The organism is Psychrobacter sp. CX14 (assembly GCF_057396205.2).
The window spans coordinates 1,628,986-1,649,626 of record NZ_CM183187.1 but is presented as its reverse complement, the minus strand read 5'-3'; the positions used below and the strand labels follow the sequence as shown (position 1 = coordinate 1,649,626).

General features: G+C 41.3%; 19 protein-coding genes and 1 other RNA gene. 8 read left to right on the top strand and 12 right to left on the bottom strand.

Features of this window, described 5'->3' with window-relative positions; translation table 11 throughout:
• Positions 1-185 precede the first annotated feature (185 nt).
• Entirely contained in the window at positions 186-392 is a 207-nt protein-coding gene (locus tag AC2SLO_RS06805; protein ID WP_486541343.1) for a DUF2905 domain-containing protein, read from the bottom strand.
• A gap of 263 nt (positions 393-655) precedes the next feature.
• On the opposite strand from AC2SLO_RS06805, the gene purD reads away from it, so the two are divergent.
• Positions 656-1,936: a phosphoribosylamine--glycine ligase gene (gene purD / locus AC2SLO_RS06800; RefSeq protein ID WP_486541345.1), complete on the top strand. Its 1,281-nt coding sequence runs from the start codon at positions 656-658 to the stop codon at positions 1,934-1,936.
• A 454-nt stretch (positions 1,937-2,390) separates the two neighbouring features.
• On the top strand, positions 2,391-3,869 hold the full coding sequence (locus tag AC2SLO_RS06795; RefSeq protein WP_486541347.1) for an ABC1 kinase family protein: 1,479 nt from the start codon (positions 2,391-2,393) through the stop codon (positions 3,867-3,869).
• 67 nt (positions 3,870-3,936) lie between these two features.
• Here the strand turns inward: AC2SLO_RS06795 and AC2SLO_RS06790 are convergent, their stop codons facing one another.
• Entirely contained in the window at positions 3,937-4,710 is a 774-nt protein-coding gene (locus AC2SLO_RS06790) for a class I SAM-dependent methyltransferase (RefSeq protein ID WP_486541349.1), read from the bottom strand.
• Positions 4,711-4,887: 177 nt separating this feature from the next.
• On the opposite strand from AC2SLO_RS06790, the gene AC2SLO_RS06785 reads away from it, so the two are divergent.
• Together AC2SLO_RS06785 and AC2SLO_RS06780 are read left to right on the top strand one after the other, a co-directional pair.
• A complete protein-coding gene (locus tag AC2SLO_RS06785) occupies positions 4,888-5,079 on the top strand; it encodes a DNA gyrase inhibitor YacG (protein ID WP_486541351.1) in 192 nt (63 codons plus the stop codon).
• A 142-nt stretch (positions 5,080-5,221) separates the two neighbouring features.
• The gene (locus tag AC2SLO_RS06780; protein ID WP_486541353.1) at positions 5,222-6,409 is read left to right on the top strand and encodes an aspartate aminotransferase family protein; all 1,188 of its coding nucleotides are present in this window, start codon (positions 5,222-5,224) and stop codon (positions 6,407-6,409) included.
• Between the two features lie 105 nt (positions 6,410-6,514).
• Here AC2SLO_RS06780 and ruvA read toward each other — a convergent pair whose 3' ends face one another.
• The 3 genes from ruvA to AC2SLO_RS06765 form a co-directional block, all read right to left on the bottom strand.
• On the bottom strand, positions 6,515-7,153 hold the full coding sequence (ruvA, locus tag AC2SLO_RS06775) for a Holliday junction branch migration protein RuvA (RefSeq protein ID WP_486541355.1): 639 nt from the start codon (positions 7,151-7,153) through the stop codon (positions 6,515-6,517).
• Between the two features lie 202 nt (positions 7,154-7,355).
• Positions 7,356-7,784, bottom strand: a complete 429-nt coding sequence (locus AC2SLO_RS06770) for a prolipoprotein diacylglyceryl transferase (protein ID WP_486541357.1) — start codon at positions 7,782-7,784, stop codon at positions 7,356-7,358.
• A gap of 144 nt (positions 7,785-7,928) precedes the next feature.
• A complete protein-coding gene (locus AC2SLO_RS06765) occupies positions 7,929-9,137 on the bottom strand; it encodes a phosphoglycerate kinase (protein ID WP_486541359.1) in 1,209 nt (402 codons plus the stop codon).
• Positions 9,138-9,554: 417 nt separating this feature from the next.
• On the opposite strand from AC2SLO_RS06765, the gene AC2SLO_RS06760 reads away from it, so the two are divergent.
• Positions 9,555-9,884 (top strand): TraR/DksA family transcriptional regulator, encoded by a 330-nt coding sequence (locus AC2SLO_RS06760; RefSeq protein WP_486541361.1) that lies wholly within the window; start codon positions 9,555-9,557, stop codon positions 9,882-9,884.
• Between the two features lie 116 nt (positions 9,885-10,000).
• Here AC2SLO_RS06760 and AC2SLO_RS06755 read toward each other — a convergent pair whose 3' ends face one another.
• Positions 10,001-11,044 (bottom strand): serine hydrolase, encoded by a 1,044-nt coding sequence (locus AC2SLO_RS06755; protein WP_486541363.1) that lies wholly within the window; start codon positions 11,042-11,044, stop codon positions 10,001-10,003.
• 677 nt (positions 11,045-11,721) lie between these two features.
• Between AC2SLO_RS06755 and AC2SLO_RS06750 the strand changes: the two genes are divergently transcribed.
• Positions 11,722-12,357 (top strand): response regulator, encoded by a 636-nt coding sequence (locus tag AC2SLO_RS06750; protein WP_486541365.1) that lies wholly within the window; start codon positions 11,722-11,724, stop codon positions 12,355-12,357.
• Positions 12,358-12,468: 111 nt separating this feature from the next.
• Here AC2SLO_RS06750 and AC2SLO_RS06745 read toward each other — a convergent pair whose 3' ends face one another.
• Both AC2SLO_RS06745 and gpmI read right to left on the bottom strand, forming a co-directional pair.
• A complete protein-coding gene (locus AC2SLO_RS06745; protein ID WP_486541367.1) occupies positions 12,469-13,956 on the bottom strand; it encodes a S41 family peptidase in 1,488 nt (495 codons plus the stop codon).
• A gap of 129 nt (positions 13,957-14,085) precedes the next feature.
• Positions 14,086-15,678: a 2,3-bisphosphoglycerate-independent phosphoglycerate mutase gene (gpmI, locus tag AC2SLO_RS06740; protein ID WP_486541369.1), complete on the bottom strand. Its 1,593-nt coding sequence runs from the start codon at positions 15,676-15,678 to the stop codon at positions 14,086-14,088.
• A gap of 418 nt (positions 15,679-16,096) precedes the next feature.
• Here gpmI and ssrS point away from each other — a divergent pair.
• Positions 16,097-16,291: non-coding RNA, 6S RNA (ssrS, locus tag AC2SLO_RS06735), on the top strand.
• 158 nt (positions 16,292-16,449) lie between these two features.
• On the opposite strand, the gene AC2SLO_RS06730 is transcribed toward ssrS, so the two are convergent.
• A complete protein-coding gene (locus tag AC2SLO_RS06730; protein WP_486541371.1) occupies positions 16,450-17,079 on the bottom strand; it encodes an FxsA family protein in 630 nt (209 codons plus the stop codon).
• Between the two features lie 274 nt (positions 17,080-17,353).
• Here AC2SLO_RS06730 and ruvC point away from each other — a divergent pair, with 274 nt between their 5' ends.
• Positions 17,354-17,938, top strand: coding sequence for a crossover junction endodeoxyribonuclease RuvC (gene ruvC / locus AC2SLO_RS06725; RefSeq protein WP_486541373.1), 585 nt, complete (start codon positions 17,354-17,356; stop codon positions 17,936-17,938).
• Positions 17,939-18,080: 142 nt separating this feature from the next.
• Here ruvC and AC2SLO_RS06720 read toward each other — a convergent pair whose 3' ends face one another.
• From AC2SLO_RS06720 to AC2SLO_RS06710, 3 genes are all read right to left on the bottom strand, one after another.
• Positions 18,081-18,911 (bottom strand): META domain-containing protein, encoded by an 831-nt coding sequence (locus AC2SLO_RS06720; protein ID WP_486541375.1) that lies wholly within the window; start codon positions 18,909-18,911, stop codon positions 18,081-18,083.
• Positions 18,912-19,027: 116 nt separating this feature from the next.
• On the bottom strand, positions 19,028-19,660 hold the full coding sequence (locus AC2SLO_RS06715) for a glutathione S-transferase family protein (protein ID WP_486541377.1): 633 nt from the start codon (positions 19,658-19,660) through the stop codon (positions 19,028-19,030).
• A 229-nt stretch (positions 19,661-19,889) separates the two neighbouring features.
• Entirely contained in the window at positions 19,890-20,531 is a 642-nt protein-coding gene (locus AC2SLO_RS06710) for a peroxiredoxin (protein WP_486541379.1), read from the bottom strand.
• Positions 20,532-20,641: the final 110 nt, after the last annotated feature.

Sequence of the window (20,641 nt, the reverse complement as noted above, 5' to 3'; positions counted from 1 at the left end):
AGCATACTGCACTTAGAATGGCATACACTTATACAAAATATTCTCATGCCGGTGTGGAATATTAGCCGCTAAAAGACTGCTTAGTTTAGAACTTAAAAGGTTAAATTAGCCTAAAAATTCAAGATGACTACCGATGCTCAATTACAGCGTAATGGGTATTAATTAATATAATGAAGGGCAATCTATTAGCGATTAAATAAATTAAGCAAAATACTAAGTACCAAGCTCACCACAATCATGGTCACAATGGGAAAGTAGACGCGGGTATTGCCCGATTCATAACGGATATCACCAGGCAATTTGCCAAACCAAGACAAAGCACTTGGAAATAAAGTCCAAATCAATCCGATAACAACAAGCATAACTCCGATGATTATGAGTATTTTTGGCATATTTACACCTTTTAAAAGCTCGCATTTGAGCGGTTCATTTTTAATTCATCCCTTATTATACCGATTGCATCCCTATACATTGGTATTAAAATAAATTCCTTGTTATTAAAATGAATTCTAAGGCTCGTTCATTCACTTTTAACTAAAGAGCAAGCAACAAAGCTGCCCCCTATACGGCAGAGTTTGATAAAATAGCAGGATTCTTTATTAACGATTCGATTTTCATCAAGTAAATTAAACTATAAAGCGAACAAGGGTTTTCTATGAATATTTTAGTGATTGGTTCTGGCGGTCGTGAACATGCACTTGCTTGGCAATGTGCAAAAGACAACAATGTTGACACCGTCTATGTGGCCAATGGCAACGCAGGTACAACTCAAGAACCAAAATGTAAAAATATTGACCTTGATACCACCAATCACGATGCGGTAATCCAGTTTTGTCAAAACAATACTGTGGAGTTAGTGGTTGTTGGCCCAGAAGCGCCGCTAGTAGCAGGTCTGGTAGATGATTGTAATAAGGCAAACATCGCAGCTTGGGGACCCACTGCATATTGTGCTCAGTTAGAAGGCTCAAAAACCTTTGCTAAAGAATTCATGTTAGCAAACAACATTCCAACCGCTAAATACCAAGGCTTTACCGATATCGAAGCAGCCAAAGCATACGTTAATGAAAATGGCGCACCTATCGTGGTTAAAGCAGACGGTCTTGCTGCTGGTAAAGGCGTTATTGTAGCCGAGACCGTTGAGCAGGCGCATGAAGCCATTGAAGATATGCTAGGTGACAACAAGTTTGGTGATGCCGGTAGCCGTGTGGTAATAGAGCAGTTTTTACAAGGCGAAGAAGCCAGCTTTATTTGCATGATTGATGGCGACAATATCCTACCAATGGCGACAAGCCAAGACCACAAACGTATCGGCGAAGGCGATACCGGTCCTAATACTGGCGGTATGGGTGCCTACTCCCCTGCCCCAGTCGTTACCGATGAGGTTCATCAAAAGGTCATGAGCCAAGTTATTGAGCCCGTGGTTAAGGCTATGAAAGACGCCGGTCACCCTTACACAGGATTTTTGTATGCTGGTCTTATGATTGATGAAAATAATGACCCATACGTGATTGAGTTTAATTGTCGCTTTGGCGATCCAGAAACTCAGCCAATTATGATGCGCCTGCAAAGCTCATTAGTAGAGCTGATTCAACAAGGCGTTGCTGGCAAACTACCAAAAGAGGCGAAGTGGGATGACCGCGCAGCATTAGGCATTGTACTGGCATCTAAGGGCTATCCTGAAAGTTCATCAAAAGGTGATGTGATTACTGGTCTACCGCCATTAGGTGACGACGATACGGTTAAAGTCTTCCATGCCGGCACTAAGCACGATGGCAAGCATGTGGTAACCAATGGTGGCCGTGTATTATGTGTAACCGCATTAGGTGATACCATTGCAAACGCACAGCGTGCCGCTTTAGAGGGTGCTGCTTCTATTCAGTTTGATGGTGCACATTATCGCCGTGACATCGGTTACCGTGCACTAAATCGTGGCTAACTAGTCATTGATTTACTAATCAGATGTTTCTTTAGCTTAAAGGAATATATGTTATAAAAAGAGCGGTCTATCTTTATATTGCAGCTTTTTGTCTTATAAATAATAGATTGCTTTTTTTAAATTGGTTTATCTAAATTAGACAGTTACAGACGCATCTATTGTCAACTAATAGAGCTACAGGCAATACGCTGTTTTAGCGCTTAGGCTATACAAGGGTTTCGTGATACTCTATCTTCAAATGACAATTACAATGTTTAACTGTGCGTCAGTTGCTTCTCGGTTAACAGACTACTTAGCAGCTTAATTTAATGCTATTATCGACCATAGCGATGCGGTATCGTCACTAATAACCTATTAAAATTAATACTCTATTATTAGTGCCAATCCTAATTACTTATATTGCTGTGCAGGTAGGTTTTATGCTGCAGAGCACTATTTCCAATATGGCTTAATCATGTCAAATTCATCAACACCCGTACCAACACAAGAACAAGAACCAGACAGTACTCAAGGTCAAACTGGCTCAGTGCCTACCGAAATGAGTGAGCTCAAAACTTCTCGATTAGACAGACGTCTATCCATTGCCAAAACGTCGCTTAATTTAGGCCGACGCTGGGCGGGTAATAGCTTTGGTGGCTTGTTCTTGAGCAAAGAAGCCAAGGCTTCACGTAATCAAGCCTTTATGAAAGAGCAAGCCGCTTATCTAGCAGATGAATTGGGTAAATTAAAGGGCTCTGTGGTCAAGATTGGTCAAATGTTGGCATTGTATGGCGAGCACTTTTTACATCCTGAAATCACAGCTGCCCTGCACCGTTTAAATGACAGCACTGCTAGCCTATCATGGGCTGTGGTTGAAAGAGCACTGCTTGACCAATTGGGTCAACAGCGGTTAGATGAGCTAGAGGTTTCGCATACCCCTATCGGTACCGCTTCTCTTGCACAAGTCCATCGTGCGACTATTAAAGCTACCGGTCAGCAAGTGGTATTAAAAGTTCAATATCCTGGCGTTGCAGATGCAATAGACTCAGATTTAAGCTTATTTAAGCACCTGCTTAAAGTTACCAATGCCGTTCCTCAAACTAAGGCGCTTGATGAGTGGTTTAATGAAATTAGCGATTTGCTCAAAGTTGAGGTCGATTACAAAGCAGAGGCGGCAACGACTCAGCGCTTCCACCAGCGTCTAAAAGAAGATGAGCGCTATGTGGTACCTCAAGTTTTTGAAGCCTACTCTACTGATAGAGTCTTATGCTTAAGCTATGAAGAAGGTGTACCGGTTACGGATGCCAATTTACAAGCGTTATCACAGCAGCGCCGTGATAATCTGGGTAAAGCGGCAATTGACATTATGCTCAATGAGATATTCGTTTGGGGTGAGATGCAAACTGACCCTAACTTCGGTAACTATCTAATTCGCTCAGAGCCTGTCGATAAGCCTGATGGCAAGGACAAATTAATCTTATTAGATTTTGGTGCGATGCGTCAGTTTGATGATCATCTGCTCAAGATTGCTCGCAATCTTATGCTGGCAGGCTTCTATTATGACAAGCAGTCAATGATGGACTCGATGACTGGCTATGAGTTCTTTGATACTATGACCCAAGAGTCTAAAGCCAATATGGCCGATGTTTTCTTATTAGCGACCGAGCCATTTAGAGCGCCGACGTCACTGAATGAGACAGCCAATGAGCTTGTCGATGATGAAGGTTATTATCACTGGGCAGACAGCAACTTACACAGAAGACTAATGGAAACGTCTGGTAGCGCCATGCAATCACGTGAATTCAGCCTACCGCCTAAAGAGTTTATGTTTATTAGCCGTAAATTCATTGGTGCCTATACTTTCTTAACTGTGCTAGATGCGCGTACCAATACTTATGATACTATTAGTAAATTTGTGCCAATTAACATGACCTCAGACCCTCATGTTAATTAGTCTTATTTATGCATTAAATTATAAAAAAGAGACCTTAACAAGGTCTCTTTTTTTATGCAATTAGCGCTTACTTAATAGACGCTTTTAACTCATCCGATATCCAATTATCAAAGTGTGTCACATAGCCTTCAGGTTTTACGATATCTAACTGCCAACATATCTCGCCTCGTGCCAAATACTTAATTTCAAAATGGGTGCGGCGACTCTCTTTAGGAATCTCACTTTTTTGAGTGGGCAGATGCCAAGTATTTAACGCTTGCTCATACGCGTTATCAATATAGTCTGTAATATTACTGGCCAATACCACCTTGCCTTTTGCTTTTAATCGAGACACTAAAAACTCAAAAAACGGCATATTAAGCCACTGCTGATTGGGGTTTTTAGGTTCAGGATTGGGATACAACAAATAGATCATATCCACACTTTTTGGTGGCAGTGCATACACACAATAAGGGATAGCGTCTGCATGAACCGCAAGCAAGTTATCAAGCTCGACCACCTCTTTAACTACCGAGTCCACCAGTCCAGCAAATGCAGTAAATTTATTCTGAGTTCGCTCAATGGCAATCAGGTCATGCTGCGGATTTTGTTTTGCATATAGACAAGCATGCATGCCTTTACCTGCCCCAATCTCCACAACCAGTGGACGCTCATCGGCCGATTTATCAATCACAAAACTTGGTAATACAAAATCTCGCGGCGGATTAAGCTTCTCTGGTTTAAATTGACGCGCCTTGTCATGACTCACCTGAATATCATGGCTAACCTGCCCATTAATAGTTGATGAGGACTCAGCCAGTACAGAGGGCTTGACTTGCTTAGGGAATTGAGAGTTAGACATAGTATTGCACACACTTGGTTAAATGGGGAATGGAGGAAATAAAATACCTTTAGCATGACATACTAAGCATGATAACTTTATGGACGGTGCCATATTAGGACTAACGCTCTCATGCTATAATTTAATGACTTATTATAACATTCTATAAAGCCACCTATTATTTTAAGACACTTATTTATGACTAATCAGACTGTTTCCACACACAAAACCTACCCTTGCCCGCAGTGCCAAAAGCCAACTGTCTGGCAAGATAATCCTTATAAACCCTTTTGCAGTGATCGCTGCAAGCTTATAGATTTGGGTGCATGGGCCAATGAAGATTACCGCATGCCCGCACATGATTCGCCATTTTCACAAGAATTAGAATAAAAGTTTTTTTGCTAGCAATAGACGACTTATACTCTAATAATCTATGCTTTAATGACTTGTGCTCTATCAACAGACACCAAACACTTAGCACCACCCTTTATCTCTCTTAATTCTATTCTCCATTTATCATAAAGGTCTTACTATGTCAGCGTCTCACTCTTATATCATGCCTACCTATGCACCGCAGCCTATCAGTTTTGAGCGTGGCGAAGGCAGTTGGCTTTATACCTCTGATAATACAGCCTATCTGGATGCATTAACCGGTATCGCTGTTTGCGGTCTGGGTCATTGCCACCCTGATGTGACCAAAGCCATTCAAGAACAAGCAGCGACTTTGGTGCATACCAGTAATTTATTCAAAATAGACTGGCAAGAAAAAGCAGCCGAATCGCTATGTACTGCAGCTGGAATGGATAGCGTATTTTTTGCAAATAGTGGCGCTGAAGCCAATGAAGCAGCATTAAAGATGGCACGTTTATATGGTCATAATAAAGGATTCAAACAGCCTAAAGTGATTGTCATGGAGCATGCGTTTCATGGCCGTACCTTATTGACGGTTTCTGCGACAGCAAATCCCAAAGCGCGCGCCGGTTTCTTTACCTTGGATAATGACTTTATTCGTGTACCTTTCGGTGATGTTGAGGCTATTAATCAGGCCGCTGCAGAACATGATGATATTACCGCCGTTTTTCTAGAACCTATTCAAGGTGAAGGCGGCTTAAATACCGCAAAAGATGGTTTTAATTATTTAGATCAAGTGCGCTCTATTTGTGATAAAAATGACTGGTTATTTATGCTAGATGAGGTTCAAACAGGTAATGGTCGTACCGGTAAGTACTTTGCCTATCAGCACAGCAATGCTAAGCCTGATGTGTTATCAACCGCTAAAGGCTTAGGCAATGGGTTCCCTATTGGTGCCTGTATGGTCAGTGGCCGTGCTCGTGACCTATTCCAAGCTGGCAGTCATGGCTCTACCTATGGCGGTACACCTTTAGGTAGCCGCGTGGTGCACAGCGTATATAACGTTTTACGTAATACAGACATCATGCAAAATGCCACTACTGAAGGAGATTACATTCAAAGCAGCCTACAAAACGAGCTTGGCTCTTTGGGCGTAACCACTCGTGGTCATGGTATGATGATCGGTGTTGTACTACCTGAAGACACAGATTGCAGCAACTTAGTGAATGATGCGCGTATCGATGAACAGCTTATCTTAAACGTCACTGGTGGTCATGTGGTTCGCCTACTGCCGCCGCTTAACTTATCCCGTACTGAAAGTGATCAGGTGGTTGAGCGATTAATCAGAGTCATCAAAGCCACGCTATAACAAGTTCACATAGCTAAAAAAAAGCGTCATAGCAGCTAATTTAATAAGCTGTTATGACGCCTTTTTAATGTATTAATATTAACCGCTCATCTACTCTAAACTTAATTAAAAGCTAGACAACTGACGCAGGGTTAGTTTCAGTAAGCCTTGAGTATTAACAATATCCTGCCCTGCTTCTGTCTCACGCGCAGCTTTAATCGCAGCTTGCGCTTCTTTATCGCGGTAGCCTAGACTAATAAGTGCTGATTCTACTTCTGCTAATATAATGCCTTCGTTAGCAGCGACGCCTCTTGCTTTTGCAACCTCAGGTGTTACATCGAATAAGGTACCGATGGTATCAATGTTATCAAATTTACCTTTTAGCTCAATGAGCAAACGCTGTGCGGTCTTTTTACCAATACCTGGTACTTTCACCAAAGCTGCTTCATTATCACTCTCAACGCAGTGCTTTAACTCCGGTGCTGACATGGTCGACATCATCGCCAACGCCATTTTTGCGCCGACGCCATTAATACGAATTAATTGACGAAACACATCACGCTCACTTTGATTCAAAAAACCATATAACAATTGTGCATCTTCACGTACATGCAAATGTGTCCATAATACGGCTGGCACATCTAAATGCAGCTGACAAAAATCTGGCAATGGTAATTCTACTTCATAGCCCACCCCAGATGCAGTCATAATACATGCCACGGGTGCAGATAAATGGCACACTCTACCTTCAATAAGTCCAATCATAATCGCTATTCTAATTCCTAATAGTAAGTCTTGGTATTATAACAAAGATAGCCGTTTGCTTTTCATAAACCCCAGTTTTAAAACCGATAGTACACCCATAAAAAAAGCCCTGAATAATCAAGGCTCTTTTTATGATAATAATGATAGTGATATTATTTATTGTTTAACGTTCAACAAGCAATAAATCAACTATCAATAGTTATTAGTACTGCTGATCTTCGTCTACGGCTTCTGAAACTGCTGGGTCAGCTTGTAAATCAGTGTCTGCTTTAGAGGCAGCACTGTTAGCTAAATCATTTGCACCCTCTGATACGGCGTCAGCACCATTAGAAACTGCATTAGATGCACCTTCAACAGCAGAGTTTGCGCCATCGCCAATTGCTTCACCAGCATTAACAGCTGCGCCTGATACTACTGCACCAGCAGTTTGAGCACCGTCAACAGCTGATTCACCTAGGCTACTAGCTGTTTCGCCAGCACTATTTGCTGCATCAGTGATATCATTACCAGCGCTTTCAGCAGTTGATTCAACAGCGCCTTGATCAGCAGCTTCCTCAGTTTGTTGGCTACATGCAGTCATAGCGAATGTACCAGCGATAAGACTCGCTACTAACAGTTTACGGTTTAGCATAAAAACTCCTTGAATGTGATAATCATATTTTTCAACATTTTAATGAGGATATCGTTAAAACACAAGTAATAATTCGTAACTTAGGTTAAGTTTTTCTAATAATTTTGGTAATTTATATAGAATATTTGTATCATTTACATGATATTATAAAGAGCTATTGGCTTCTAATGCAGCAACGGCAGGCAATGTTTTACCTTCAACGAATTCTAAGAAAGCTCCACCGCCTGTTGACATATAGCTAACCCCATCTTCGATACCAAACTTATGGATTGCTGATAAGGTATCACCACCACCGGCAATTGAGAAGCCTTCGCTGTCTCTCACTGCTTCTGCTAATAAACGGGTACCTTCTGCAAACGCATCTACTTCGAATACGCCTACTGGACCATTCCATAAGATAGTAGCTGCATTTTTGACGCACTCAAAAATATGTGTTGCACCTTCAGCAGCGATATCCAGAATCATCTCATCATCGCCGACTTCATCTAGACTACGTTTAATCGGAGTCGCTGAGGCAAGCGAATTGATGAAATCATCAAAGTTTATTTCATTTTTATTAGCCACTACCACGTGCTCTGGTAATAAAATATCTGTTTGGGTCATGATGCTTTTTGCTGTATCAATCATATCAGCTTCATAAAGCGACGCACCCACAGAGTGGCCTTCTGCGGCGATAAAGGTATTGGCAATACCACCGCCCACGATAATTTGATCACAAATTTTCGCTAAGCTGATTAATACATCCAGTTTTGTAGATACCTTAGAACCACCGACAATGGCTACTAATGGCTTCTTAGGTTTATTTAGTGCTTTTTCTAGTGCATCCAACTCAGCGGCTAATAAAGGACCGGCACAAACCACTTTACCTGATTTGGCTGCAGCAGTAATCACACCTTCTGTCGACGCTTGCGCTCTGTGCGCTGTGCCAAATGCATCCATAACGAATACATCACATAGATCTGCATAATGCTGTGATAAGGTTTCGCTGTTCTTTTTCTCGCCCACATTAAAACGAACGTTTTCTAATAAAACTACCTCACCTGGCTCAACATTGACCGCTTGTTCTGCATATTCTTTATTAAGCGATACCATTTTGCCCAGCTTCTCTGATAAATAATCGGCTACCGGCTGTAATGAATATTTCTCTTCATATTCGCCTTCTTTTGGGCGACCTAAATGTGAACAAACCAACACTGCTGCACCTTTTTCAAGCGCCAGCTTAATTGTTGGAAGACTAGACTGTAATCGAGCATCGTTAGCAATTTTGCTATTTTGAATAGGCACATTTAAATCTTCACGAATTAATACTGTTTTGCCCGATAAGTCTTGGTTTTCCATTCTAGCGAAGTTCATGCCGTTACCTTTAATCAATAAGAGTTAAGTGGTTGAGATTAACGTTGTACAAGATTTGGGGGATTTTAGCATATTTTTTAGGCTAACTTTGAGTCTCAACGGCAAATTTTACGTTATTGTGGCTGCCCTCACGCTTACCGTCTGTAAACCATTTTCTTAATAATAAATGCTATTATAATAAACATAAGCCATCAGCATATTTTTAATACTGACCTGTTATTTTATTCTCATCAAACGATTAAATAATAAAACCCATACCCTTCCAATCTGCATCGGACTTTAATCGAACATTGCGACTATTTGTAAAACAGTCGTGCGATGTTGACTGCTTATATTGATATTAAACCAGTATAAGCGGATGATATGCCTAATAACAAATAAAGGTTGGAAGAGAATTAACTTTATAGGAGAAGTATCATGAGTAGAGATTTTACCAAAGCCCAAGCGCGTTTATTAGAGCTTGAGCAAGAGTATCAAAACCGTATCGACAAAATCGAAGACCACATTCATAATCCGCAAGACGATTTAAATGAGCATTGGGACGACCAAGCCATTTCTATGCGGGAAAACGACATGCGTAAACGTCTGTTACTAGAAGCGCAGCAAGGTCTAACCTATGTCAAAAATGCATTAAGCCGTATCGAAAATGGTACTTATGGCGAGTGCACTGTTTGCGGCGAAGAGATTGAAGAGAAGCGATTAGAAGCCGTTCCTTACGCCACCTTATGTATGGAACACGCCTCATAAGTGGTTGATTTAGACTAAATAAATCGTTTGAACAATAAAAAAGAGCCCTAATTTAAATTAGGGCTCTTTTTTATTGTTCTAGTATTGAGTGTTTAGTACTAAATCCTCAAGAATGCTTAGATAGAACGACGTAACGCTAGATTATTTAGGATAGTCTCTGCATCTTTCCAGCGCGTGGATGAGCTGTTCGCACCCAATAATACAATGATAGCTGGACGATTATTCACACGGGTCTCCATAACCACACAACGGCCCGCTTCATTGATAAAGCCTGTTTTTGAGATACCGATTGGGTAGTTACCATCACGAACTAAGTAGCTGGTATTACGCGCAGGATACGTACGGTTACCCGCTGAATAGTTAGCCACAAAGAAGTCATAGTCGCGAGTGGTTGAGAAACGACGGATTACTTCATATTGACCAGCTGCCTGTACCATTTTTGCTAAATCAGCTGGTGAGGCAACATTACGCTTATCAAGACCCGTTGGATCACCAAAGAAAGCGGTCGACATACCTAAGGCACTTGCCTTTCGGTTCATATCACGCATAAAGGCATCATAGCCACCTGGATAATGTCTGGCCAGTGTTTTAGCCGCTGGGTTCTCAGACTTCATTAGTGTCATTAATAGCAGTTCGGCACGGTTCATGCGATCGCCTGCTTTTAGACGAGAACTGGCACGTTTAGGACCAACGAAATCAACTGGATCAAGAACGATCTCTTCACGCATGTCCAAACCCGCATCGAGTACGACCATAGCAGTCATCAGCTTAGTAATTGAGGCAATTGGACGTGCTACTTGTGCGTTTTTCTCATACAGTGGCTTACCTGTTTCAACATCCATAACCAACACACCACGTGAGCCGGTTGAGATTGGCAGGGTATCATAGAAGCTTGAGTTGCTGCTAAAGTTACTTGGGGTATTGAAGGTCTGTGCTGACGAGTTGCCGACATTACCATTATCTATACGGCGTATTTTATTGCCATTTGAATACATGATAGTGCGGGCCTCTGATAAGCCACCTGCATTGCCCCAGCTCACTTTGGCTTTACCAGGTTCTGCAATGGTCAACGCAGCATTAGATGCTGAGCTTACGGTACCCAGACCCAATGCGATGCAGACAAAGATAAAGGTTTTATTGAAAGATTTATTTATGCTCATGTGTCATCCCATTTGAGTCGTTAAAATAATAAAAGAATGTAGTAATTGGAGTACCTATCATTTGAGTAGCGCACCGTTATCTCATAGATAATCAATATAGCTACTTGAGCGGTCGGTGCTCACATGGAAAATTGATACAAGTAAACGCAAATTTTATAAATCTCGTCAATAACTCAGTGTTCCGATATTTATTTTGACGAATATATTAGATATTTCACTTAATAGATATATAATCACGCTATACATTTTATGTAAGGGTTGTGTTACTTAGTATTAAGGGCTTATAAATAACAAAATAGATACTCTTGATAACCTCATTTGCTTACCAACCCCCTCTATAGTACGGGTATCAATCCATATTATTCCAAGTTCATAAATAGATAGCAAGTCTGATAGCAGGGGCTAATGAAGCCTGCTACACAATGTCTACCCTCTACTTATCAATGAGGAAATTCATTAATAAAAAAGATATGAACTAATACCTTGATAAACTATATTAATACTTAATCTAACCCGTATGTCAATTATCTTAACACCATTTACAATACGCGTTAAGTACTAATTCTCAAGTATACGCTGCTGTTAAGGTGTGTTGTCAATTCAAAACAAACCATTTACGATGCAGCAACATAAAGATACTGGTATGATTACTTCAAAAGACTTTTGGATACATAATTATGATTAAAGTATTGGTAGTAGACGACCACGATTTAGTGAGAATGGGCATTAGCCGAATGCTAGCAGATGATCCTGAAATACAGGTCATTGGAGAAGCAGATAGCGGCGAAGAAGCGATAAGAATGGTTCGCTCTCTTGCGCCTGATGTGGTGTTACTCGACGTTAATATGCCTAATATTGGCGGTGTGGAAACAACAAAGCGTTTGCGTCAATTCAATGATAAAGTCAAGATATTGGCCGTCAGCAGTGTATCTACTCAGCCCTACCCCTCTATGCTCCTTAAAGCAGGCGTGAACGGCTATATCACCAAAGGTACACCCTTAGTAGAGATGATTAAAGCTATTAAGAAAGTACATCAAGGTAGTAAGTACTTTAGTAGTGATGTCGCAGAGCAATTGGCAGATATGCTATTGACCGATAATGAAGAGTCTCCCTTTGACCGTTTGAGCGAGCGAGAAAAGCAGGTCGCTATGATGGTGGTTAACTGCCAAAGTCCGCAACAAATCGCCGATCAGTTATTCGTAAGTGTTAAAACAGTTAATACCTATCGTTATCGTATTTTTGAGAAGGTTGGAGTGGACAGTGATGTTAAACTGACTCATCTAGCCATGCGTCATGGTTTAATCACTCCTTAGGCCATGACAAGTAAAATTTTAGCTTAATTGTATTTAGCTTAGCAGCATAACCTCAATGCTTAAGCCGGTTTACTTTGACCTCTCTGACTCAGTTATTAACTTTTAAAATCATTAATAGTCATCAATAACTGAGATGCCATTGAGTTCGTCATCAAATTTAATACCGATTGGGCGATCTTGTTTTAACAAAATACTCACTGCCTTTTGCTGCCAATCTTCACCGTTATGGGCGAAGACCACATTAGGTATCACCCCAACGCCATCAATAGGCTCACCTTGAGCACTGCGATATTCGGCCACTGTCAGCTTTATTGCACCGCCTGATTTAAGCGGAATCACCTCTTGAACAGTGCCCTTACCAAAGCTTTTCTCACCGAGTACCTTCGCACGATTATTACTCTTGAGGCTTGTCGCAAGCACTTCTGCTGCTGATGCAGAATAGCGATTTTGCAATATCACTACCGGTAGATCTGATAAATAAGGGGTGCCATTAGGGTTAATCACTTGACTGCTATTGGTTCGGTTTCTAACCTGAATAAGTCCTTTATCGGCAATAAACAAACTGGCGATATCAATGGCTGAAGACAGCACACCACCAGGATTGTTTCTAACATCAAGAACAACACCGGTAATCGGTTCACCAGTTTCTTTCAGCGCCTTAATTAGCTGATCTTTTGAGCCATTTTGGAACACTGGTAGCCGTACAATAGCGATGCTGTTTTGTACCTGAACATCCAGCTTATTATTAGTCGATAGATTTCGCTGCAACATCACATTACGCTTAAGACCACGTCGAGTTGCGACGGTTACTTGCACTTGTGAACCTGCAATGCCCGATAACAGTTGCTCGATATCTTGAGGCTGCATATCAGGAGTCAGCTCAGCACGCTTAATACGTAGCAGACGTTCACCGACTTTAATACCCGCCTTATTAGCAGAAGATTGGGGTGCCACGCTATCCACTACCCACTCATCTATCGAATTATCAAAGTCAACCGTGATGCCAACTTGACCAATCTCCCCATCCGTAAAACTACGTAAGTTTTCATAGTTCTCTGGCGTGAGGTATTCTGCATGACTGTCTAGCTTTTCGAGCATGCCGGTGATAGCGTTCTGAAATAAAGCCTCATCATTGACAGGTCGCACAAAGTCGTGACGAACCACATCAATGACTTCGACAAAAGTCTCAATCGTTTCAGGAGAAATAGCGTTTAAAGGAACATGTCTGATATCCAGATTGCCTGAGCTATTATCAAGGTCGCTGTCATCTATTTCATTATCAATGTTATCAATATTGGTATCGCTACTCTCGAGGATGGCACCCTCGTCAATCTCTTCAATAGCATCTTCATTAGCGACGGCATCGATATCATCACAATCATCAACACATTCTGGCACATGACTATCAAAACTACCTGCTATCAGTCCCGAACGAGGATTGGAGGATGAAAGATTACTATTCGCCATTGTTTGTTTGATATTCATTGACACCGGCAAGGCGGCTTGCGAAATGCTAGACAATCCCACCAGGCATACTAAGCCTAATGCTTTATTAAAACGAGCCAGACCGGTAATAGACGTTGGCTGACTTGTAGCCATGTAAGAGATCAACGCCTTATTTTCAGACGCAGTAGAGCCCTTGTTTCCAGACACCAGACTATGAAGAGAATGATAACAACTCATGATGGACTCTACCTAGATTGAAATAATTTAAGATTAAACCCATAGTTACTGAGCTTGCAGCAAGTCAACACCCGTCATCTCTTTAGGTACAGGAAGACCCATTAAGCTAAGAATGGTCGGTGCAACATCACTTAACTTACCGCCCTCACGTACCGATACTTTCTTATCGCCAACATAGATAAGCGGCACCTGCTCAGTGGTATGCTGAGTATGTACTTGGCCGCTATCATAGTCTTGCATCTGCTCACAGTTACCATGATCCGCTGTAATCAGCATATGACCACCTGCTTTAATAACCGCGTCAGCGACTTCACCAACCGCGGTATCTAACACCTCAACCGCTTTAACTGCCGCATCAAAATTACCGGTGTGACCGACCATATCACCGTTAGCATAGTTTACGATTAGCACATCATACTTGCCAGAACCAATCGCCTCGACCAAGTTTTTGGTCACTTCAGGTGCGCTCATCTCCGGCTTTAAATCATAGGTGTCAACATCAGGAGATGGAATCAAGATACGAGATTCACCTTTGTATTCATCTTCCCGACCACCGCTAAAGAAGAAGGTCACATGTGCAAACTTCTCTGTCTCTGCAATTCTAAGCTGAGTTTTATCATTGTTTTGCAGATACTCGCCCAACGTATTTTGCAAAGCAGTCGGCGCATAGGCCACTAATGTTTTAGGGTTAGCCGCTAACTCATCAGAATAATGAGTCATCATTACAAAGGCCGATAATAATGGCTGCTTTTTGCGAGCAAAGCCTGAGAACTCATGATCTGGCAGAATAAACGCTTGGCTAAGCTCACGCGCTCTGTCTGCACGGAAATTCATAAAGATAACGGCATCATTGTCATCAATGGTAATAGGCGTCTCACCATGTTCAATGACCGTGGTTGGGTTCACAAACTCATCGGTCTCACGAGATTTATAAGCAGCTTGTACTGCACCATCTGCACGGGTTGCCATACGCTCTGCTTTACCTAAGGTCATTAGGTCATAAGCTTTTTGAACACGATCCCAACGATTGTCTCTATCCATCGCATAGTAGCGACCAATGATGCTAACAATCTGTACTTTGGTTTCGTAGTGAGCGTTTAAGTTATTTAGATAATCACGCAGACGTTTGATATATTTATCTGCAGATTTGGGCGGTGTATCACGGCCATCTAAGAAGCAATGCACATAGACGTTTTTCGCACCGTGAACCACTGCGGCATGACACATGGCTTCGATATGGTCTTGATGCGCATGTACGCCGCCGTCAGACAATAAGCCCATAATATGCACATTACCGCCCGCCTCTTTCGCTGCATTTAAGGCATCAACGATGGCAAGGTTCTTATAAAAATCACGGTTTTTGATATCACGTGAAATACGTGTTGAATCTTGAAAAAGCACACGGCCAGCGCCAAGGTTCATGTGACCCACTTCTGAGTTACCGAACTGACCATCTGGTAAACCCACGTCTTCACCTGAACCAGACACTAGACCATGTGGATACATTTTATTAATACGGTCTAAATTTGGCGTATTGGCAGCAGCGACTGCGTTATCGCGTTCATCCTCACGATACCCAAAACCATCTAGAATCATTAGCACGTGTGGAATCTTTTTGTTCGTATCTACTGCTACCATTTATTCTCTCTCCAGTTATTTTGCTAAATTGCTTAATACTCTTCGTAAATAACGATGCTTAAACTGGGCATCGCTCACTTAAAATTTATTTGCCTAATTGTACCACACAAGCCCATTTATCTTTAATTTAAGATTTGTTTGAGTATAAAACCTATCTATTGAGCACACTTCGACAGATGATTTAATAAAGGTCTGTTGAACATTCAAATGTGGAGCTGGCGGAGGCTGTTTTTTAGGCAACATGCAGTAAAGTTTTTGACGAAGAGTCTTCTAAGTTAGACCAGCTTTTAAAATATTGGGCAATATATTGACAATTTTATTGCTTCAAATTTGTATTAACAGCTCACCGATATTTACTTAGCATTACAAAGTCGCCACTATTAGGTTTGCATCTGTCTTTTATTTTATATAGAATATTTAGACTCTGAAGTGTTCGCCAGTAGATGTTATTCCCTGAGCCGATAATGCACTAAATGGATGTGCTATCTACTGTTTTATTGTGTATGCCTGCACTGCTTGCAGTGACTCAGGAAACCTTAAGAGACAGTGACGCATCCGCCCTGAACTTCACGGTTCATGGGTCCCCATCTTACAGCGGCACTTCGGTTCTTATTTTAGTAATCCATAATCGTAAATCATACTGGCCTGATGGCATAAAACGATATCGTTGTAAAATTAGGCAGTTTTTATGTGATTACTTACCCCCCAATAAAAAGCTCTTTTACTAATGTAGTAAAAGAGCTTTTTTGTGCCAACTGTTTGACTTGTATCTTATTCGTCATTGGCCGGCTTTTTAAGCTTCTTAACGTCTTTTATTACAGGCTTAGCTGACCCATCAACCGTGGTGTTTTGTTTAAACACATTACCAAATGGATTACCGCTGTCTGAACCTGGTTTGCCGCCAAATGGACTTTGAGAGCCGAACGGATTGTTACCACCAAACGGGTTTTGCCCGCCAGCGCCGCCCATACCCCCAAATGGACTTTGACCGCCCATTTGTTTAGCCATCATCTCCATCATTTTCTGCTGATTATTCATCACATAGTCATTGGCTAGAGATTTTAGCTTCTTTTGTACCGGAGGTAATATGACCAACAAAGCTAATAAATCAGACAGCAGACCAGGAATTAATAGCAATAAGCCACCCACTGCCATACCAATCGTTTTAATGATTTGATTCTCAGGTGGACGCATCGCTGGATTCATCATCCCACCGGCTTTCATCTGTTGAGCCATAGGATTAAGCGTTGTCATACCACGGCGTATCAAGGTGAGACCGATGACAGCAGCGGCGATAAACCAGAAAAACACCCACCAACCGCTGATAAACTGGGCAACTAAATACCACAGCAACATCTCAATAATAAACCATACGATGGCAATGCCAACTATTTGACCCATAATGTGTCATCCTATTTTGATTTGATAATAAATTTAATAATAAAGTGTTAAATTCGATTTGTATTATGTATATGGGGATGGCTTGCTATACTATCAAATCTTAAACCAACTTTGTAATTGATTCAGACCCGCAGCCAAATTTAGCGCTATTATAAGCGAAACCACAGATTCTACCTACCGTAAATATATAGACTTTTTAAAGCGGCTCAAAGCGGTATAGACAGACAGATTGATTGACTACTAGAAATTTATAAATAAGGCAACACAGAGCACTATGGCAATAATTATTGGTATCGATCCCGGCTCAAGAATGACAGGTTATGGCATTATTCATCAAAAAGGTGACACCTTACGCTATCTCGATGCAGGCACCATACGTACAGAAACCAAAGAGATGCCGGAACGTTTAAAGCGCATCTTTAATGGCATCACTCGTATTACGCAGTATCATCTAAAATATGCAGAAGAACCCATTTACGCCGGTGTTGAACAGGTATTTATGGCAGAAAATCCCGATTCTGCATTAAAGCTCGGTCAAGCGCGAGGCGCCGCCATTGCCGCTTTAGTTGCTCTAGATTTGGAAGTATCAGAATATACAGCTAGGCAAATCAAACAGGCCGTTTGTGGCTATGGTGCCGCGGATAAAAACCAGGTTCAAGAAATGGTTTGCCGAATTCTAAAACTCGATGTGATGCCACAACAAGATGCTGCGGATGGTCTAGCCTGTGCTATCTGTCATGCGCATTCTAGTCATTCTATGAACAAACTGGTGATGAATAGTGCCTTACGTGGCCGCGGCACATCAAAGAAAAAAGGACGTTGGCGTCTTAGCGAAGAGGACTTAAACAATTTAAAATAGTTTTGATTCACAATTAGCGTAGCGTTAAACAGAAATTTTAAAAAAAGGCAGGTGCCTATCTACGCGCTCTGCCTTTTTAAGCTCTACCTTTTTAAATAGTTAAGAGAGTCTCATTGGGCTTCAATCGACTTAACCTTCGAGATTACTTATCTTCAACCACACCGCTTTCTACTGCCATATCAAATACATAAACGAACTGCTTACCTTTGACGTCAGCAGGGTCAACAACAAAGCGTTTAAGGCGTACTATCTGCTCTAAGCGACTGTCATGAGTATATCCTTCAATCTCACCAACGAATAACTCCCAATCACCGAAACCCTTTTTAATGCCTTTGCCATCATAATAAACAGGGCGTACTCTTAGGCAAGTTTGAGCGCTGCCGTCTGGGCACATCTGCTGTTCATTATCAATCTCCCAATAAACGGTATCGCCTCTTTGCCCATATCGTGCTTCAGGCGTTTGTACACCCTGCCATACCAAGGTATTGCCGTTTTCATTAACTTGTTTAAGAATCGGCTTATCACCAACTGTGTGGCTAAGGGTACTAATACCGCTCATAGAATTCACTAACTGATTTTCTGCATTACTTAACTCTTCATCTAGGCATAGCATTGCGGTACTCATGATTTGCCCCACTTTCATCACATTTGAATCCAGTGTGTATCCTGCACCCATTGAGTTACAACCCGTACTAAAGCTAATTGCATTCCCCTCTGTTTGCGTGCTAAATTTGATGTAAACATCATCTTTAAAGCTATTTAATGATTTAATAGGTTTATTCTGTTTATCTGTCGCTTGCATCAATTGCCAATTATAATCAGATAGCTGAGATTGTTTAATATTTATCACCGTTTTTGCACCACGCTGCACAGAAGGTTGTGTTGACTTGGCTTCGGTATGAGTTTGCGTACTTTGACAGCCTGTCATCACAAGAGTCGTTGCAAGGGCTGCTAAAGCCAAAGGTTTAAACATATTTCCTCCTAAAATGACCGTTAGTGGGTCTAAAGACTAACTTACCCGCTAACAGTGATTATTATAAATAACATCAAATTATTGATAATAATTTTATTTTCTAGCGTCTTTGCTGTTTATTTCTTTTTGAAACCAAATTGCTCGTCCATCTGTTTATAGAAGCGTGCAATACCCTTACCATGCGAGGTCGGATCAAATTTTAATAAACGACCAAAATCTAGTCCAATATATAGCACAATATCAGCATAGGTCAGCTGATCGCCTAACAAGTATTCTTTTTGCTGCAAAATATTGTCGAAATACGGCAACGCTTTAATCGCACGCTGTACAGACTTTGCTCCCATTTCCGGCACTTGGTCAATGCGGTGCGCTTTGGACGGATGAGTGTGCTGAAAGGCCAACATAAAGTTATATAACACTTCAAATTCAGCTGTACGGCGCAAAGATGCAACTTGCGCACGCTGCACCACATCATTGCCCATAATTGAGCGCTCTCCATAGACGCGGTCCAGATACTCACAAATAGCCTGTGAATCATTTAATACAGTGCCATCATCTAATACCAAAACAGGCAGCAACTGTAATGGGTTTATCTTGGTAAACGCTTCGGTTAGATGCTCACCTTTTGCCATATCAATATCAATGACATCAATATCATCGATGTCGTCAATATTAATGCCTTTCGCCTGCATCAATAGCACTACTTTACGAGGATTTGGCGCCTTTCGTGTTAGGTATAATTTTTTCATTACAAGCTCCTTTTGATTTATTTACCGCTTTCCACTTTGTTATTACCTATAATTATCGCTTATTTTAGTTAACCACTACTGCTAATTTTTATAACACTATATTGCTATATTACCACTTGTTAGAACGCGCACAAAAAAGCCTCACAGTAATCATACAGTGAGACTTTTTGCATCAAACCAATCAATTAGCATGCGGCGTCAATTCTAAATTAGACACAGCGCTAAGGCATTATTTGTTGGGTGCAGGCGTGGTGCGTAAGTAAGGTTTAATTTCAGTAAAGCCTTTTGGATAATCTTTTTCTGAGATATCTTCTGTCTTGATGCTTGGTGGAATGATAACGTCATCGCCCTCTTTCCAGTCAACAGGCGTTGCAACGTTATACTCATCTGTTAACTGTAGAGCATCAATTGCACGAAGGATTTCATCAAAGTTACGACCCACGCTTGCAGGATACGTTAGAATCAAACGAACTTTCTTTTTTGGATCGATAATAAATACGCTACGTACTGTGTGCGTTGTTGCCGCATTTGGGTGAATCATATCGTAGAGTTCAGCGACTTTTTTGTTTTCATCACCAATAATTGGAAAGTTCATTGGCGTGCCTTGCGTCTCACCAATGTCGTTTGACCATGCTTTGTGATCTTCGACATTATCAACAGAGATACAAATTGGCTTCACACCCCTCTTTTGAAACTCACCGTTTAATGCGGCTGCACGGCCAAGCTCAGTGGTACATACTGGCGTAAAGTCAGCTGGATGTGAAAAGAAAACAACCCAGTTATCGCCTGCCCAATCGTAAAAATTAATATCACCTTCTGTGGTTGGTGCATCAAAGTTTGGTGCATCATCACCTAGACGTAAATGAGCCATCTGTTCATCCTTATTTTTGTTTATTTATTAATATCAATCATACCACACGCAATCTTAAATGATACGCTTGTCATAATAGTAACAAAACAAATGGGGTAAAACTAGAGCTC

Bases quoted from the DNA above. Each gene is read 5' to 3' on its own strand.
- AC2SLO_RS06780 (WP_486541353.1), top strand. From the start codon at position 5,222: ATGTCAGCGTCTCACTCTTATATCATGCCTACCTATGCACCGCAGCCT.
- purD (WP_486541345.1), top strand. From the start codon at position 656: ATGAATATTTTAGTGATTGGTTCTGGCGGTCGTGAACATGCACTTGCT.
- ruvC (WP_486541373.1), top strand. From the start codon at position 17,354: ATGGCAATAATTATTGGTATCGATCCCGGCTCAAGAATGACAGGTTAT.
- AC2SLO_RS06765 (WP_486541359.1), bottom strand. From the start codon at position 9,137: ATGAACTTCGCTAGAATGGAAAACCAAGACTTATCGGGCAAAACAGTA.
- AC2SLO_RS06755 (WP_486541363.1), bottom strand. From the start codon at position 11,044: ATGAGCATAAATAAATCTTTCAATAAAACCTTTATCTTTGTCTGCATC.
- AC2SLO_RS06745 (WP_486541367.1), bottom strand. From the start codon at position 13,956: ATGGCTACAAGTCAGCCAACGTCTATTACCGGTCTGGCTCGTTTTAAT.
- AC2SLO_RS06795 (WP_486541347.1), top strand. From the start codon at position 2,391: ATGTCAAATTCATCAACACCCGTACCAACACAAGAACAAGAACCAGAC.
- AC2SLO_RS06710 (WP_486541379.1), bottom strand. From the start codon at position 20,531: ATGGCTCATTTACGTCTAGGTGATGATGCACCAAACTTTGATGCACCA.
- AC2SLO_RS06720 (WP_486541375.1), bottom strand. From the start codon at position 18,911: ATGTTTAAACCTTTGGCTTTAGCAGCCCTTGCAACGACTCTTGTGATG.
- AC2SLO_RS06730 (WP_486541371.1), bottom strand. From the start codon at position 17,079: ATGGGTCAAATAGTTGGCATTGCCATCGTATGGTTTATTATTGAGATG.
- AC2SLO_RS06715 (WP_486541377.1), bottom strand. From the start codon at position 19,660: ATGAAAAAATTATACCTAACACGAAAGGCGCCAAATCCTCGTAAAGTA.
- AC2SLO_RS06760 (WP_486541361.1), top strand. From the start codon at position 9,555: ATGAGTAGAGATTTTACCAAAGCCCAAGCGCGTTTATTAGAGCTTGAG.
- gpmI (WP_486541369.1), bottom strand. From the start codon at position 15,678: ATGGTAGCAGTAGATACGAACAAAAAGATTCCACACGTGCTAATGATT.
- AC2SLO_RS06770 (WP_486541357.1), bottom strand. From the start codon at position 7,784: ATGCTAAACCGTAAACTGTTAGTAGCGAGTCTTATCGCTGGTACATTC.
- AC2SLO_RS06805 (WP_486541343.1), bottom strand. From the start codon at position 392: ATGCCAAAAATACTCATAATCATCGGAGTTATGCTTGTTGTTATCGGA.
- AC2SLO_RS06785 (WP_486541351.1), top strand. From the start codon at position 4,888: ATGACTAATCAGACTGTTTCCACACACAAAACCTACCCTTGCCCGCAG.
- AC2SLO_RS06750 (WP_486541365.1), top strand. From the start codon at position 11,722: ATGATTAAAGTATTGGTAGTAGACGACCACGATTTAGTGAGAATGGGC.
- AC2SLO_RS06790 (WP_486541349.1), bottom strand. From the start codon at position 4,710: ATGTCTAACTCTCAATTCCCTAAGCAAGTCAAGCCCTCTGTACTGGCT.
- ruvA (WP_486541355.1), bottom strand. From the start codon at position 7,153: ATGATTGGACTTATTGAAGGTAGAGTGTGCCATTTATCTGCACCCGTG.